Source organism: Methyloversatilis sp. XJ19-49 (genome assembly GCF_024580145.1).
Classification (GTDB): Bacteria; Pseudomonadota; Gammaproteobacteria; order Burkholderiales; family Rhodocyclaceae; genus Methyloversatilis.
The window spans coordinates 1-16,058 of record NZ_JANINI010000009.1 but is presented as its reverse complement, the minus strand read 5'-3'; the positions used below and the strand labels follow the sequence as shown (position 1 = coordinate 16,058).

Here is a 16,058-nt window from a genome sequence, read left to right as displayed (position 1 = left end):
GTCCAGTGTAGCCGGCTGCACGTCCGGCCGACGCCGGTCACCCGGCGAAGGCGTCCTTGTTCTGTGCGCGGGTGCGCGCTTCGGCGTTCGATATCACATTGCGGCGCACCAGGTCGGTCAGGTTCTGGTCCAGCGTCTGCATGCCCACGTTGTGGCCGGTCTGGATCGCCGAATACATCTGGGCGATCTTGTTCTCGCGGATGAGGTTGCGGATGGCCGGCGTGCCGACCATGATTTCGTGCGCCGCAACGCGGCTGGCGCCATCCTTGGTCTTCAGCAGCGTCTGCGAAATGACGGCGCGCAGCGACTCCGACAGCATGGCCCGCACCATTTCCTTCTCTTCGGCCGGAAACACGTCAACGATACGGTCAATCGTCTTGGCGGCGCTCGAGGTGTGCAGGGTGCCGAACACCAGGTGACCGGTTTCGGCAGCGGTCAGCGCCAGCCGGATGGTTTCCAGATCGCGCATTTCGCCCACCAGGATCACGTCCGGATCCTCCCGCAGCGCCGAACGCAGCGCGTTGGCGAAACTGAGCGTATGCGGCCCGACTTCGCGCTGATTGATCAGGCAGCGCTTCGATTCATGCACGAACTCGATCGGATCCTCCACCGTCAGGATGTGGCCGTAGTCGTTTTCGTTGACGTAATCGACCATGGCCGCCAGCGTCGTGGACTTGCCGGAACCCGTCGGTCCGGTCACCAGCACGATGCCGCGCGGCGTGTTGGCGATCTCCTTGAATATCTTGGGTGCGTTCAATTCTTCCAGCGTCAGCACCTTGGACGGAATGGTCCGGAACACCGCGCCGGCGCCGCGGTTCTGAACAAAGGCATTGACCCGGAAACGCGCCAGATTGGGCACTGCGAACGAGAAGTCGCACTCGAGGTGCTCTTCGTACACCTTGCGCTGGGTGTCGTTCATGATGTCGTAGATCATGCCGTGCACATCCTTGTGCTCCATCGGCGGCAGATTGATGCGTCGCACGTCGCCGTGCACGCGGATCATCGGTGGCAGGCCGGCCGACAGGTGCAGGTCGGACGCCTTGTTCTTGACGGAAAACGCGAGCAGTTCGGTGATGTCCATGCGTAACCTCGGAGCTGTTGCGACGCGCCGGGCAGCACGAAGAGGTGCTTTCCGGCCAGAGATAAATCGATGAAATTCAGGGCATTATGATGAACATTTCAGACAACCTGCAAGCAGTTCGGCACCGCATTGCGGCCGCGGCTCACGCCTGCGGTCGCGATCCGGCGAGCATTTCGCTGCTTGCGGTCAGCAAGACCAAACCGGATTCGGACATCCTGGCCGCCGCGGCGGCAGGTCAGCATGCGTTCGGCGAAAACTACGTGCAGGAAGGCTGCGACAAGGCGGAACGGCTGACCGCCGCGGGCCATGCACTCGAATGGCACTTCATCGGGCCGATCCAGAGCAACAAGACGCGGCCGGTGGCGACCTGGTTCGACTGGGTGCACGCCATCGACCGCGAGAAGATCGCGCAGCGCCTGTCCGAACAGCGACCGCCTGAAAAACCGCCGCTCTGCGTATGCATACAGGTGAACGTCAGCGGCGAGGCGTCGAAAAGCGGCGTGGCGCCAGCCGACGTGGGCGCGCTCGCCGACGCGGTCGCGCGACTGCCCCGGCTGAAGCTGCGCGGCCTGATGGCCATTCCCGAACCGAGCGACGATGTCGTTCTCCAGCGTCAACGTTTTGCCCATTTACGGCAGGTGCTCGAAGAACTGAATGCAGCAGGACATGGTCTCGACACCTTGTCGATGGGCATGTCGCAGGATCTGGAAGCCGCCATCGCAGAAGGCGCGACCATCGTGCGGGTCGGCAGCGCGTTGTTTGGTGCGCGCGTATGACCCCGCTGGCGATGGCAGGCCGCAGAGCGTAGCCAAATCACGAAGCCAGTGGGCCGATTCAAGGTAGATTAGGCGTAAGCGAGGGGCGCGTTCCCTCCATTCCGGGGCGCGGGATCTGTCGATATTCATTCACGGAAGCGCCATGAGCCAGACCGATCATGCAGAATGCCGCCGGCTTGATGCACTGAAAGCCTGCGCAGTGCTCGACACCCCTCCGGACTCACAGATAGACCGGCTGACCCGGCTCGCTGCCCAGGTATGCGGCACGCCGATCGCATTCACGAGCTTCACCGACGCATCGCGCCAGTGGTTCAAATCGACAGTCGGACTTCCCGGACTGCGCGAGCTTCCCGGCGCAACCGCCTTCTGCGAGCGCACGATAGCCACCGGCAGTTCGTTCATGGTTTCCGACATCGATCAGTCGGCCGGTTTTTCAGACCACCCGCTGGTGCGCGGCGATCCACATGTCCGCATGTACGCCGGCGTACCGCTGCGCACGCTCACTGGCTTTGCGGTCGGAACGCTGGCCGTGATGGACACCCGGCCGCGCACTCTTTCGCCGGAGGCACTCGAGGCGCTGGAGACGCTGGCGGCCCAGATCATGGCGCACGTCGAGCTTCAGCAGCAGAGCAAACAGATCGAGGCGCAGCGACAGCGCCTCGCCGACCAGCTTCAGGCCACGCAGCGGATGGCCGGAATCGGCACCTGGGCGTTCGACATTGCGACGCAGCAGCTGAATTGTTCGGACGAGGTGTATGCCATCCACGAAGTGCCGCGTGGTACCCGGTTCACGGTCGGCCAGGCGCTGGATTTCTATGCGCCGGAGTGGCGCTCGCTCATCACGGATGCCTTCGATGCCTGCCTTGAACAGGGTCGGCCATTCGACGAGGAACTGCAGATCATCACGGCCCGCGGGCAGCGGGTCTGGGTGCGTTCCATCGGAAGTGCCGGCCTTGACCAGCAGGGTCGCGTGGCTCAGGTGCACGGCGCATTCCAGGACATATCCGCGCGCAAGCGTGCTACCGAAGAGACGAGGCGGCTGGCCAGCCGACTGTCGGCCACGCTGGAAAGCATGACGGACGGCGTGTTCGCGCTCGATGAAGACTGGCGCTTCACCTACATGAACCGCGAAGCAGGTCGCCTGCTGGCGCGCGACACGAACGCCGTCGTCGGCAAGCGGCTGTGGGACGAATTTCCCGGCAGCGAAACTTCGGAGATCGGCGACGCTTACCGGCGTGCCATCGCGCACAACGTGACGGTGGAATTCGACAGCTTCTACGCGCCGATGGGCATCTGGTTCGAAGTCCATGCCTATCCGTCGGAGGACGGCTTGACGGTCTATTTCCGCGACATCACCCAGCGCAAGCAGATTGAACAGGAGCGCGAGCACGAACGTGAATTTCTCGATGCGCTGCTCGAAAGCCTGTCGGAAGGCATCGTTGCCTGCGACGAACATGGCACGCTGTCAGTGTTCAACCGGGTGACCCGCGATCTGCACGGCCTGCCGCACGAGGCGCTCCCGCCGGAAGAGTGGGGGACGCGCTACAACCTGTTCGCGGCCGATGGCGTGACACCGCTTGCCACGGCAGACATTCCGCTGTTCCGCGCGCTGCGTGGCGAAATCGTCAAGGACGCGGCCATGGTGATCGCACCGGTCGGCCGCCCGCCACGGCTGGTCCAGTGCAACGGACAGGCCATCGCAACGGTGTCCGGGCGAAAACTCGGCGCCGTGGTGGCGATGCACGACATCACCGAACGCGACCGTTACGAGCGACTGCTGATGCAGCGCACGCGTGCCTTGCATCTGCGCAGCCGCTGCAGCGAAGCGCTGATCCGCGTCCAGAACGAAAAAGACCTGTTATACGAAATCTGCAACATCGCGGTCGACGGCGCTGGCTATCGGATGGCCTGGGTCGGCTATGCAGTGGATAGCCCGGAAAAGCCGGTCAGCGTGCAATGCCACGCGGGCTGGACGGATGGTTACCTGAACAGCATTCATCTGTCATGGGATGAAAACCGCATCGATGGCAAGGGGCCGGCCGGTCGCGTGATTCGCGGCGGCGAGGCCATCTTCAGCAATGACCTGAGCCGTGACGAAAGCTTCCGCACGTGGGCGGCTGCGGCTGCGGCACGCGGCTACAAGGGTGGCGTATGGCTGCCGCTGAAGAACGAGCGGCGGACGTTCGGCGTACTTTCGCTTTACGCCGACGAAGTGAGGCTGATTTCCGACGAAGAAGTGGCGCTGCTGCAGGGGCTGGCCAATGACCTTGCATTCGGCATCTGCAGCATCCGCGTGCAGGATGAACGCCGTCGCCTGCAGTCGGCGGTGCTGAAGGTAGCCGCCGCCGTGTCGGCCAGCTCCGGCAACGAGTTCTTCGAGCAGCTCGTGCGCAACATGACGGAGGCGCTCGGCGCCGACGCGGGCTTCATGGCAGTCCTGCAACCCGGTGATCCACCGAGCGTACGCATCATCGCCGGCGTGCGTGACGGACAGGCCATGCCGGCGGCCGAATACGACATCCGCCAGACGCCTTGCGAAGCCCTTCTTGACGATGAACTGTCGGTGACCCACAGCGGAATCTCGGCGCTTCCAGGCATGGCCGAATCGCTGATCGCCCCTGGCGTGGAAACCTGTATCGGTCGTCAGCTGGTCGATTGCGAAGGAAGGGTGATCGGCTGTCTGTTCGTGCTGTTTGATCACCGCCTCGAGGACACCGATTTCGTGACCTCGACGCTGCGGATCTTTTCGACACGTGCCGCCGCAGAACTGGACCGGCAGCACGCCGATGCGCGCATTCGCGAACAGGCGTCACTGCTCGACAAGGCGCAGGACGCGATCATCGTACGCAGCATCGATCATCGGGTGCTGTACTGGAACAAGAGTGCCGAGCGCCTGTACGGCTGGCCGGCTCACGAAGCGATCGGGCAGCGGGTGAGCGATCTGTTCTATCTCGACGACACGGCTTTCCGGATCGCCACGCAGCAGGTCATCGCCACCGGCGAATGGACGGGCGAAATCACACAGCGTCGCAAGGATGGCAGTTTGCTGACGGTGGAAGGCCATTGGACGCTGCTGGCCGATGCCGACGGCAAACCCAAATCGATACTGGCGATCAACACCGACATCACGCACCGCCTTGCCGTGGAAGCGCAGCTCGAACAGGCGCAGCGGCTCGAAGCCGTCGGTCAGCTGACCGGTGGCGTGGCGCATGACTTCAACAATCTGCTGACCGTCATCCTCGGCAATTCCGAACTGCTGATGGAAAAGCTGGCCGATAACGATCGCCTGCGCATGCTGGCAGAAATGACCCGTACGGCCGCCCAGCGCGGCGCCGATCTCACGCATCGACTGCTCGCCTTTTCGCGCCGGCAGGCGCTGGAACCCAGATCGGTGGATACCCATGGCGTGCTGCTCGGCATGCACGACATGCTGCGCCGCACGCTGGGCGAAAACATCGAAATCGAATACCGCCACGGCTCCGGACTGTGGCGCGCGCTGGTCGACCCGTCGCAGCTCGAAGGCGCCGTACTCAACCTGTGCATCAATGCGCGTGATGCCATGAAGGGCGGCGGGCGGCTCACGATGGAAACGACCAACGCCTGGCTCGATGACACGCACGGCACCCCCTATCCTGACCTGTCGCCGGGTCAGTATGTGCTGGTCGCCGTGTCGGACACCGGCACCGGCATTGCGCCGGACCACCTTGCACGCGTGTTCGAACCCTTCTTCACCACCAAGGAAAAGGGCAAGGGCACCGGACTGGGGCTCAGCATGGTGTTCGGTTTCGTCAAGCAGTCACGCGGCCACGTGAAGGTTTACTCGGAGGTCGGCCAGGGCACCACGGTCAAGATGTACCTGCCGCGCGCCGACCTGTCGGACGAATGGTCGGAGGATAGGTCGCCCGACGCCGGTGCCGACCGCGATGCCCATGGCGGCGACGAAACCGTGCTGCTGGTCGAAGACGACGAACTGGTCCGTCAGCATGCGAGAAATGTGCTGCTCGGCCTCGGCTACACGGTGATCGAAGCGACCAACGGACCGGATGCATTGCAGATCATCCGTGGCCGGTCGCACATCGACCTGTTGTTTACCGATGTCATCATGCCGGGCGGCATGAACGGTCCGCAGCTCGTCGAAGCGGCGCACGGTGTGCGACCGCAGCTCAAGGTGCTGTATACCTCGGGCTACACCGAAAACGCGATCGTGCATCAGGGGCGACTCGACAAGGGCGTACACCTGCTGAACAAGCCGTACCGGCGCGCCGAACTGGCGCGCAAAGTCAGGCTGGCACTGTCCGGCTCGCGATGAACACTCTTCTGTCCGAAAGCACCGCACCATGTTGATCGGCCGACTGCTGGTACTTGACGACGACCTCGCGGTCGCACAGACGATTGCCTGGATCGCTGAAGAAACCGGGCTGGAAACCCGGATCGCCTGCGAACCGGTGCAATTCTTCGAAGCATGCGATCAGTGGCAGCCGACCCATATCGCGATCGATCTCGTGATGCCGGACATGGATGGCGTCGAAGTCATGCGCGTGCTGGCCATCAAGGGCTGCCGCGCCCAGATCATCATCACCAGCGGCGTCGGCGGCCGCATTCTCGATGCCGCCAAGCGGTCGGCCACCGAACACGGCCTGAATGTGACCGGCATTGTGTCCAAGCCCTTTTCGCCAGCGGCGCTGCGCAACCTGCTCGCCATCGAGCCGCCGACCGCAAGGACACCGGACGGTACCGCCGCCGGTGACTCGGCCTTCGTCCCTGATCGGGCCGAATTGCGCCGGGCGCTCGAAGCCCGCGAGTTCGCGCTCGCCTACCAGCCCAAGATCGTCTGCGGCGGCCACCAGCTCGCGGGTTTCGAGGCACTGGTGCGCTGGCAGCACCCGCAGGCGGGGCTGGTCATGCCGGACCGCTTCATTCCGCTTGCCGAGACCACAGGTCTGATCGACCCGCTGACCGAACAGGTGTTCGAACAGGCACTGGCATGGTTTTCCGGTATTTGCCCGGGCACCCGGCTATCGCTGTCGGTCAACTTGTCCGCCCGCAGCCTGACCGACTTCCAGCTGGCGGAATTCATTTCCAGCCTGTGCACCACCTGCGGCGTGTCTCCCGGACAGCTGATTCTCGAACTGACCGAAACCAGTGCGATGGACGACCCGGTCACTTCGCTCGACCTGCTGACAAGGCTGCGCATGCGCGGCTTTCAGCTGTCGATCGATGACTTTGGAACCGGCTACTCATCAATGGTGCAGCTGGTCCGCCTGCCGTTCTCGGAAATGAAGGTCGACAAATCCTTCGTCATGAACGCCATGGCATCGCAGGAATCGCGCACAGTCATACGTTCCATCGTCGACCTCGGCCACAGCCTCGGCCTGCGCCTCACCGCCGAAGGCGTCGAGGATCAGGGCGCGCTCGACTACCTGACGTCGATCGGCTGCGACCTGGCACAGGGCTATTTCATTGCCCGCCCGATGAGCGGTGACGCGGCCCGGCACTGGCAGCCTGCGACCAGCCCGGCCTGAGCACCGCACCGGATTGCTGAACCGGCCCACGAAGGCGCTTTGACATATTCCGAAGACATCGATTATCGTCGCACGCTGCAAGTCGAATCGCTCACCACACATACCCGTGCCCATGCACCGAAGCGATCATTCACCGACTCCGCTTCACGACCGCCACGTGCACACGCTGGCGCTGATTGCCGCGATCGGTACGGTCGTGGCCGTGTGGCTGACCATCGAATGGCTGGCACATGCCCACCGGCCGGATACCACCACACAGCCGGCCGGAATCGCGCCGGAATCACCGGTACCTGCCGCTTCGCCGCCACAGGCGAATGCCCGTCCGATGCCGCAGGTGGAACCGGATGTTCGCGGCGACGCGATCTACAAATGCACGCTGGCCGGCCGCACGGTGTATGCCGACGCCCCCTGCGGCGAGCAGGCCAGGACCGTCGCACTTCCTCCGCCCAGTGCAGGCCTGTCGCCAGACCGCAGCTACGCCGAACAGCTGGCCCGGGTGCGCGCGGAGCGTGCCCGGCATGCCGCGACGCAACCCGCGCCGAGCGCAGACATCGCCCGCCGCCCATCGTCCGACAACCGCTGTGCGTCGATCGATGACACCGTGAAGACGATCGACGCCGCCACGCGACAGCCGCACGACGTATCGGCGGCAGACCACTTCCGTGCCCGGCGCAAGTCCCTGATGGACGAGCGATTCACGCTTGGCTGCAACGGCTAGGGCCGAACAGCTGCGCCGACGGCACAGCGCCGTAAGCGCCCGCCCGCACTGTCCAAGGGGCTGACCGGCTAGACTGCGCCCTTTGTTGCACTTCCCCGATCAAGACCCGACGTGCCCGCCTCCGACTTCCTGATCCACCCCACGATTTCCCCGATCGCCTTCGAACTGGGCCCGCTTGCCGTGCGCTGGTACGGGCTGATGTATCTGCTGGCCTTTGTCGGCTTCATGCTGCTCGGTCGCATGCATGCACGGCGACTGGCCGCGCAGGGCGTGCCCACGCTCGACACGAAGCAGATCGATGACCTGCTGTTTTTCGGCGTGCTGGGCGTGGTGCTGGGCGGACGGCTGGGCTACGTGCTGTTCTACAAGCCGGCGTATTATTTCGAGAACTGGCATGAGATTCCGGCCGTCTGGTCCGGCGGCATGAGTTTCCACGGCGGCTTTCTCGGCGTGCTGATCGCGGCGGCGCTGTTTGCACGCCGCATGGACTGGCGTTTCTTCCAGCTGACCGACTTCATCGCGCCACTGGTGCCGCTCGGGTTGGCTGCCGGACGCATGGGCAATTTCATCAATGCGGAACTTGTCGGGCGCGTGACCGATGTGCCCTGGGCCATGATCTTTCCGACTGTCGATGCGCTGCCGCGCCATCCGTCGCAGTTGTACCAGTTTGCCGGCGAGGGGCTCGCGCTGTTCGCGCTGCTGTGGTGGTTTGCACGCAAGCCGCGACCGATGGCAGCGGTCAGTGCCATGTTCCTGATCGGCTATGGCGGCTTCCGCTTTCTGGCGGAGTTCGGCCGCGAGCCAGACGATTTTCTGGGCCTGCTGGCCGGCGGGCTGTCGATGGGCCAGTGGCTCAGCCTGCCGATGGTCGCGGCAGGCATCGTAATGATGATCCTGGCTTATCGCCGTACTTGAGGAGTGAATCCATGAACCGACCTTTCCGCATCCTCGGCGTGCAGCAGATCGCCATCGGCGGTCCGGACCGCATGAAGCTGCGGCATCTGTGGGTCGATGTGTTCGGCCTCGGTCTGGAAGGCGACTTCACGTCGGAGCGCGAGAACGTCGTCGAGGACATCGCGGTGCTGGGCACGGGACCGACCCGGGTCGAGGTCGATCTGATGCAGCCGCTCGACCCGTCGAAGAAGCCGCGTGTCGACGAACCTGCGCTGAACCACATCGGCCTGTGGGTGGACGATCTCCCGAAGGCGGTCGAGTGGATGACCGCGCAGGGGATGCGTTTCACGCCGGGCGGCATCCGCCGTGGCGCCGCCGGCTTCGACATCGTGTTCATCCACCCGAAGGGCAACGAACAGTTCCCGCTCTGCGGCGAAGGCGTGTTGATCGAGCTGGTGCAGGCGCCACCTGAAGTCGTTGCGGCACTGGGTTGAGACGAAGTCGATGTGCAGGACGCAGGCTTGCTGCTTCGTCAAGCCTGCGGCACCATGAGGCTGCAGCGGTGCGACACGCGCCGCCCGGATCACCGCGGGACAGGGTGACCTTCATAACGACGGAGACTGACTGACCATGAAAAAACTGCTCTGCCTGCTGTTCAGCGTCCTTGCGCTTGCCGCCTGTTCGCCGATGAAACCCACGCCGGCCGGGCAGTGGGACTATCAGGTCCTCGAAACGCCGGAAGGCGACGTGACCGGCACGCTGACGATCACCGGCCCGAACGCCGATGCCAAGTCCTTTTCGGTGCTGATGAAGGCCAATGGCAGCGAACTGGCCATGGATCGATTCACGTTCGACAGCGAAACGAACAAGATCGATGGCGAATTCATCTATTCGGGCATGAAGGTGAAGGTCGACGCCAAGCAGCACGAAAGTGGCGACGAAATCACCGGGGCCATGTGGGTGTCCGGCCTGGACTTCCCGTTCAAGGCCACACGCAAGAAGTGAGCGTCAGGCGGGGGCCATGCCCCCGTCAGGATCGGCAGTCGAACACGACCGGCTGCCGATTCAACGCCGGTGAGCAGGGTGGGCGCACTTTCGTTGCGCTGTCACGCCATCGCAGGGCGGCTGTGAAATGTCGATGCTCGCGTCGCTCGCGGCCTGCGTGGACGACAAATCCGGCCTGGCTTGCCACCCGGCGGCCAGATCGGCGAGCCGCAACCTGATCGTCTCGCCCACGGCAATCTGCGGCTCCGACGGCTCCAGCCCCTCGGCAGATTCGCGTTGCGCCACCGCGGCGCGCGCGCGCTCGAAAGCGTCGGCGAACGAGGTGGTTTCGCGCAGCGCCTCGTCGAAGAAGGCGCGACCGAAAAAGGTCCAGTCTGCCTCGTGCGAGCAACCGTGCGAATTGCGATCAGCACGCGATGCCGACATCACCAGCGTGTCGGGCCCGGCCAGCGGCGGCACGAAGCCGCCCGAATAGCAGGCCGACACCAGGATGACGCGGTTGCGAATGCCCGCCGCATCGAGCAGTCCGGCCAGCCGCTGCGGCGTCAGCTGTTCCAGTTCCCACGGCCACAAGCTGAGGTCGAACAGGTGGTTTTCGGCGCCATGTGACGTCAGGAAGACAAACAGCACGTCTTCATCGCCATCCATCCGCTGCGCGATGATCTGCAGACTTCGATCCAGCGCGCTGACCGTGGCGAGCGGGCGGGTCAGCACAGTGCCGGGGTTATTGGCCAGCACCACGCTGCGCCCACCGGTGCCGAAGCGTTCCGCAAACAGGCGCTCGACCTTCTCCACCTCGCGCAGGAACACGTCCTGCGCGCCATGACCCGCGACCGCCAGCAGGAACAGATCGGTCCTGCCCGGCTGGCCGGGTTCCAGCCGTGCCAGCGCCTCGGTCAGCAGCAAGGGCTGCCGGTAGATCACGGTTTCGCTGCGCGCCTGCTGCCAGCGTGCGGCTTCGGCCGGGTCCTGTGCGGGCTCGCTCGCCAGCCAGAGCGGGGCTTGCGGACCGACCGCAATCTGCGGCACCACCAGCACCAGCAGCACCGCACCCAGCACACCGGCACGCTGGATGCCGGTAGCGCCCTGCAGCCGGCACAGCGCGACGGTCGACGCCAGGATGCCCCAGCCCAGCGGCGCCCACCACAGCCACTGGCTGTCATCGCCCAGACTGTCCCAGATCCCGGCCGGCAGCATGGCGACCAGATTCCACGACACGTCGATCCATATCCACAACGCGGCCAGCACCACCACGGCCTGCAACAACGCGTCGGTCCGATACTGCCGACGGGTCACCAGCCAGGCACACAGCAGCAGCCAGGGCAGGTGAAACAGCTGACCGGGCAGCGCGCCGGGGTCGATCCGTCCATCGCTGCCGGTGCGGGCGACTTCGAAGCCAAGACTGTTGAGCAGACCGGCAAATTCCAGCGCTATCCACGCCAGTACGCCGGCACGCGCAGCGGCCGGCGCGCGGGCGGACAGCAGCAGACTGCCCAGCCCGGCGGCGAGGTTGCGGAGCAGGTCGCCGATGACATGGCTGGCCGGGCCCGGCGGCTCCACGGGTGTCGGGGTGCCGGAAAGTTCGTGATTTTCGTGATTCATGCTCAAGTTGCGTTCGGAAAGACCGTAAATGCGGACGTGGCGGGAACGTATTGCGGTTTTCGCCACTCTGTTGCCGGCGTCGCATCACTGGAGCGGGCAAATGCCCGGACCGCTGAACAGTGCGACGTTATAATCGAAAGCTTCCGAGGAGCGCTGCGAGGTGCCGCAAGGCCCCCAGGCTCGGACCCCGCCAGACCGTCGCCGGTCGCGGGCACATTTGTAACGGCGCTCACCTGAACCCGCAGTGCCGGAATTGTCCGGTGGCGGATGGCAGGTGAGCACACCTGCCCTTGCAAAGGAGCCCGTAGATGAATGCCCCCAATGATCTGAAGGATTACGTGATTGCCGACCCGTCGCTGGCCGACTGGGGACGCAAGGAAATCGCCATCGCCGAGACCGAAATGCCGGGTCTGATGGCGATCCGCGAAGAGTACGCGACACAGCAGCCGCTGCGCGGCGCGCGCATCACCGGCAGCCTGCACATGACGATCCAGACCGCAGTGCTGATCCAGACGCTCGAAGCGCTGGGTGCCGAAGTGCGCTGGGCCTCGTGCAACATCTACTCGACGCAGGACCACGCCGCTGCAGCGATCGCCGCTGCCGGCACGCCGGTGTTTGCGGTCAAGGGCGAGTCGCTGGTCGATTACTGGGATTACACCCATCGCATCTTCGAATGGCCGGATGGCGGTTTCAGCAACATGATCCTCGACGACGGCGGCGATGCCACGCTGCTGCTGCATCTGGGCACCAAGGCGGAAACCGATCCGACCGCGCTGCACCACCCGGCGAGCGAAGAGGAAGTCTGCCTGTTCAATTCGATCACCGAAACGCTCAAGCGTGACCCGAACTGGTATTCGAAGCGCCTGAAGCACATCAAGGGCGTGACCGAAGAAACCACCACCGGCGTGCATCGTCTGTATCAGATGCACAAGGAAGGCCGTCTGGCTTTCCCGGCCATCAACGTCAATGACTCGGTCACCAAGTCGAAGTTCGACAATCTGTATGGTTGCCGCGAGTCGCTGGTCGACGGCATCAAGCGCGCCACCGACGTGATGATCGCCGGCAAGGTCGCCGTCGTCGCCGGTTACGGCGATGTGGGCAAGGGCTCGGCGCAGGCGCTGCGCGCGCTGTCAGCCCAGGTGTGGGTCACCGAAATCGACCCGATCTGCGCACTGCAGGCCGCGATGGAAGGCTACCGCGTCGTCACGATGGATTACGCGGTCGAACACGCCGACATCTTCGTGACCGCCACCGGCAACTATCACGTCATCACGCATGAACACATGCTGAAGATGAAGGATCAGGCCATCGTGTGCAACATCGGCCACTTCGACAACGAAATCGACGTCGCTGCGCTTGAGCAATACGAGTGGGACGAAATCAAGCCGCAGGTCGATCACGTCATCTTCCCGTCGGGCCGTCGCATCATCCTGCTGGCCAAGGGTCGTCTGGTGAATCTGGGTTGCGGCACCGGCCATCCGTCGTACGTGATGTCCAGTTCCTTCGCCAACCAGACCATCGCCCAGATCGAGCTGTTCACCGAAACCGAGAAGTATCCGGTCGGCGTCTATGTGCTGCCCAAGCATCTCGACGAAAAGGTCGCGCGCCTGCAACTGAAGAAGCTGAACGCGCAGCTGACCGAACTGAGCGACGCTCAGGCGCGTTACATCGGTGTGCATCGCGAAGGTCCGTACAAGCCGGATCACTACCGCTACTGATCGACAGGCGGCCGGGAGGCTCCCGGCCCGGATCGACCTGCGGAAGGATGGCCTCCATGACGGTTCCAGCGGACCCGTCATGGAGGCTTTTTCGTTTTCGACGAAGCCGATCGCCTTGAAGGCAGCACGGGCCGGAGTCGACGCAGAGCCGGGACGGCGGGCGCCCGCTCGCGCCGTGGGTCTCTACCGCGATTGCTTGATCAGTCTCGAATTCGCGGCCTGCACCGGCCGCGCGTTGTTCCTGTACAGGTGACCGAACACACCGATCTGCTCGGCCGACACGAGGTGCGGCTGCTTGAGCACGATCCAGGTCACGCCCTCCGAACACGGCGGCGTCGTCAGCGACCCCATGTAGGTGAAGTATTCGCGCTTTTCCGGCAGCAGCTTCGCGAGGTCGATGCTCACATCCGGCGTCGATTCCACGTTTTTCTGCAGCGGCAGATAGGCCCAGAGCGTGTTGAAGATCGAGCTTTCGTCGCCACGATCGAGCAGCACCGCGACCACCGCCAGCTTGTTGTCTACATCACGGTGCACGAGATGGACCACCATTTCGTAGCTCTTGCCGTTGATGCGTTCCTCGGCCGGCTTGTGGAAATGGAACTGCACCAGGTCATAGCGCTTGCCCGACAGGGTAAAGCTGCTGCCCTCGCCGACATTGACCTGCACCGTGTGGCCGTTGTCGATGATGGTGAAGTAACTCGTCCTGTAGTCGAAGCTGATCGGCGGCAGGTCGACCTTGATGCCTTCGCGGATGTCGATCGGCGATTGCGTGCGGCCTTCACTGCACTGCGCCCATTCGGGCTTGAGCTTGCCCCAGTTCTGCGGTCCGAACTCGCCTTCGTAAGCCCAGTGAATGTCGCCGTGCGCAGCAGGATGCGGGGTTTCTTCCGCCGCTGCCTTGGTTTTCGGCTTGGGTCCCGCATGTACGTCCGGCGCCAGGGCTGCCATCTGCATCGGCCTGGGTTTTGGCCGGTACGCCGGCGGCAAGGGAATCTCACTGCGCGTGACAGGCGGAGCGGGCTTCGCGACCGGGGCAGCCACCTTTTCAGCGACCGGTTCGACCGACCGGGCTGGCGCCGGCTTGTCCGCCGCCGCCAGTTTTTCCTTCAGACCGGCCGGGGTAGTCACCTTCTCGGCGCTGTCCGGCTTCGGAGCAGCAGCTTTCGGTGCCGCAGCCATTTCGCTGCGCGCCTGCGCCGCAGCTTCCCGCAGATCGGGCTTGATGCTGACCATTTCGGTACGCTGAATACCGCCCTGCCCCTCGGCCGCGTTCGCCGCCGTCTGTGCGGCGCGACCCGCCTGCTCGGCGACCTGCCGCAATTCCTCGGCACCCGGCGGCTGACACACTTCGCGGAACAGCTTTTCGTCCAGGGTGCCGGGCAGCAACGCGATGTCACTGTCCGAGCCAGCGCGTTCCTCGCGCAGTATCTTGTGGTTGGCATCCAGGTAGACGCGCTTGATCGTGGCAAAGCGCAGGCTCTGGCAGTCGTAGCGGTTCAGCGCCTGCACCATCGCATAGCCAGTTTTCTGGGCGTCGGCGTCGCTCAGCACCAGCCGTCCCCACGCCACCTTCTTGCCGCTTTCGGCACGCAGCACGCTGTCCCGGTCGATTTCGATGGTTTTGCCGCGGTCGGTCGACACGACGTGCCAGTCAGCCGCATGGGCAACGCCCAGCGCGCTGCACAGCGCGGCGGCGATCACGGAGGAAGTCAGAGCGTGGATCTTTTGCATGGCAGGTCTCGTATCAGCCCTGTCCCGTTCGGGACGATGAGGGGTTTACGGCACGCGAGACCGCCCGCTTGAACGACGCCGCTTGCGCTGGCGCAGCGGGCAGGGTACTTTCAGCCTGCACACGTTAGGGGTGCCGCCCGGCGCAGGCTGGCGGCTGAGACACACCCTCAACACCTGATCCGGATCATGCCGGCGTAGGGAAACGGGCAGCTCCACCTCTGGGCGCTGGCGTTCCCGTCGCCCCACAGGAGCTTCTATGAACGCCAAAGACCCGCTTTCCCACGACTCGCGCGATACCCGCGACACCTTCCTCGCCGCGCAGGCGCACGTCGACTCGGCGGCCATCGCGCCGCTGCCCAATTCGCGCAAGGTCTACATCGAAGGGTCGCGCCCGGACATCCGCGTGCCCATGCGCGAGATTGCCCAGTCCGACACCCCCGCCTCCTTCGGCGCCGAGAAGAACCCGCCGGTCTATGTCTATGACTGCTCCGGCCCCTACTCCGACCCTGCCGCCTCCATCGACATCCGCTCCGGCCGGCCCGGCGTGCGCTCGGGCTGGATTGCCCAGCGCGGCGACACCGAACAGCTCTCCGGCCTCTCGTCCGCCTTCGGCACCGAACGCGCAATGGATGCGGCCACCGCCCATCTGCGCTTCCCCGGCCTGCACCGCGCACCGCGCCGCGCGCTGCCGGGGCGCAATGTCTCCCAGATGCACTACGCCCGTCAGGGCCTCATCACGCCCGAGATGGAATACATCGCCATCCGCGAGAACCTGCAGCGGCGCCAATACATCGAGTCACTGAAAGCGTCCGGCCCGACCGGTGCCAAGATGGCTGCCCTGCTCGGTCGTCAGCACCCGGGCCAGAGCTTCGGTGCCGCCATCCCTGCCGAAATCACCCCCGAGTTCGTGCGCGATGAGGTCGCCCGCGGGCGCGCCATCATCCCGGCCAACATCAATCACCCGGAGAGCGAGCCGATGATCATCGGCCGCAACTTCCTCGTGAAGATCAA

General features: G+C 64.4%; 12 protein-coding genes and 2 riboswitches. Of the genes, 9 read left to right on the top strand and 3 right to left on the bottom strand.

Annotation, left to right across the window (positions count from 1 at the left end):
* Positions 1-37: 37 nt before the first annotated feature.
* Positions 38-1,081: a type IV pilus twitching motility protein PilT gene (locus NMQ16_RS11665; protein WP_069039183.1), complete on the bottom strand. Its 1,044-nt coding sequence runs from the start codon at positions 1,079-1,081 to the stop codon at positions 38-40.
* An 86-nt stretch (positions 1,082-1,167) separates the two neighbouring features.
* Here NMQ16_RS11665 and NMQ16_RS11660 point away from each other — a divergent pair, with 86 nt between their 5' ends.
* The 7 genes from NMQ16_RS11660 to NMQ16_RS11630 all read left to right on the top strand — a co-directional run bounded on the left by NMQ16_RS11660 (position 1,168) and on the right by NMQ16_RS11630 (position 9,996).
* The gene (locus NMQ16_RS11660) at positions 1,168-1,857 is read left to right on the top strand and encodes a YggS family pyridoxal phosphate-dependent enzyme (protein WP_257080838.1); all 690 of its coding nucleotides are present in this window, start codon (positions 1,168-1,170) and stop codon (positions 1,855-1,857) included.
* A gap of 142 nt (positions 1,858-1,999) precedes the next feature.
* Entirely contained in the window at positions 2,000-6,166 is a 4,167-nt protein-coding gene (locus NMQ16_RS11655) for a PAS domain S-box protein (protein ID WP_257080837.1), read from the top strand.
* 28 nt (positions 6,167-6,194) lie between these two features.
* Complete coding sequence (locus NMQ16_RS11650; RefSeq protein ID WP_257080836.1) at positions 6,195-7,379, top strand: EAL domain-containing protein; 1,185 nt, start codon at positions 6,195-6,197, stop codon at positions 7,377-7,379.
* Between the two features lie 157 nt (positions 7,380-7,536).
* Positions 7,537-8,097, top strand: a complete 561-nt coding sequence (locus tag NMQ16_RS11645) for a hypothetical protein (protein WP_257080835.1) — start codon at positions 7,537-7,539, stop codon at positions 8,095-8,097.
* Positions 8,098-8,208: 111 nt separating this feature from the next.
* Positions 8,209-9,012 (top strand): prolipoprotein diacylglyceryl transferase, encoded by an 804-nt coding sequence (gene lgt / locus NMQ16_RS11640; RefSeq protein ID WP_257080834.1) that lies wholly within the window; start codon positions 8,209-8,211, stop codon positions 9,010-9,012.
* 11 nt (positions 9,013-9,023) lie between these two features.
* A complete protein-coding gene (locus NMQ16_RS11635) occupies positions 9,024-9,485 on the top strand; it encodes a VOC family protein (RefSeq protein WP_257080833.1) in 462 nt (153 codons plus the stop codon).
* Between the two features lie 136 nt (positions 9,486-9,621).
* A complete protein-coding gene (locus NMQ16_RS11630) occupies positions 9,622-9,996 on the top strand; it encodes a hypothetical protein (protein ID WP_257080832.1) in 375 nt (124 codons plus the stop codon).
* 60 nt (positions 9,997-10,056) lie between these two features.
* On the opposite strand, the gene NMQ16_RS11625 is transcribed toward NMQ16_RS11630, so the two are convergent.
* Positions 10,057-11,598 (bottom strand): C13 family peptidase, encoded by a 1,542-nt coding sequence (locus tag NMQ16_RS11625; RefSeq protein ID WP_257080831.1) that lies wholly within the window; start codon positions 11,596-11,598, stop codon positions 10,057-10,059.
* 139 nt (positions 11,599-11,737) lie between these two features.
* Positions 11,738-11,836, top strand: a riboswitch (S-adenosyl-L-homocysteine riboswitch).
* A 70-nt stretch (positions 11,837-11,906) separates the two neighbouring features.
* On the opposite strand from NMQ16_RS11625, the gene ahcY reads away from it, so the two are divergent.
* Positions 11,907-13,316 carry an adenosylhomocysteinase gene (gene ahcY, locus NMQ16_RS11620; protein WP_257080830.1) on the top strand — a complete coding sequence of 470 codons (1,410 nt, stop codon included), beginning with the start codon at positions 11,907-11,909 and terminating at the stop codon, positions 13,314-13,316.
* Between the two features lie 183 nt (positions 13,317-13,499).
* Here ahcY and NMQ16_RS11615 read toward each other — a convergent pair whose 3' ends face one another.
* Positions 13,500-15,047 carry a carbonic anhydrase gene (locus tag NMQ16_RS11615; RefSeq protein ID WP_257080829.1) on the bottom strand — a complete coding sequence of 516 codons (1,548 nt, stop codon included), beginning with the start codon at positions 15,045-15,047 and terminating at the stop codon, positions 13,500-13,502.
* A 116-nt stretch (positions 15,048-15,163) separates the two neighbouring features.
* Positions 15,164-15,265: riboswitch (TPP riboswitch) on the top strand.
* 38 nt (positions 15,266-15,303) lie between these two features.
* Between NMQ16_RS11615 and NMQ16_RS11610 the strand changes: the two genes are divergently transcribed.
* On the top strand, positions 15,304-16,058 hold a 755-nt coding region (locus NMQ16_RS11610), incomplete at its 3' end, for a phosphomethylpyrimidine synthase ThiC (protein ID WP_257080828.1).

Excerpts from the sequence above, each read along its gene's own strand:
- NMQ16_RS11665 (WP_069039183.1), bottom strand. The coding sequence starts at position 1,081 with ATGGACATCACCGAACTGCTCGCGTTTTCCGTCAAGAACAAGGCGTCC.
- NMQ16_RS11660 (WP_257080838.1), top strand. The coding sequence starts at position 1,168 with ATGATGAACATTTCAGACAACCTGCAAGCAGTTCGGCACCGCATTGCG.
- NMQ16_RS11655 (WP_257080837.1), top strand. The coding sequence starts at position 2,000 with ATGAGCCAGACCGATCATGCAGAATGCCGCCGGCTTGATGCACTGAAA.
- NMQ16_RS11650 (WP_257080836.1), top strand. The coding sequence starts at position 6,195 with ATGTTGATCGGCCGACTGCTGGTACTTGACGACGACCTCGCGGTCGCA.
- NMQ16_RS11635 (WP_257080833.1), top strand. The coding sequence starts at position 9,024 with ATGAACCGACCTTTCCGCATCCTCGGCGTGCAGCAGATCGCCATCGGC.
- NMQ16_RS11630 (WP_257080832.1), top strand. The coding sequence starts at position 9,622 with ATGAAAAAACTGCTCTGCCTGCTGTTCAGCGTCCTTGCGCTTGCCGCC.
- NMQ16_RS11625 (WP_257080831.1), bottom strand. The coding sequence starts at position 11,598 with ATGAATCACGAAAATCACGAACTTTCCGGCACCCCGACACCCGTGGAG.
- ahcY (WP_257080830.1), top strand. The coding sequence starts at position 11,907 with ATGAATGCCCCCAATGATCTGAAGGATTACGTGATTGCCGACCCGTCG.
- NMQ16_RS11615 (WP_257080829.1), bottom strand. The coding sequence starts at position 15,047 with ATGCAAAAGATCCACGCTCTGACTTCCTCCGTGATCGCCGCCGCGCTG.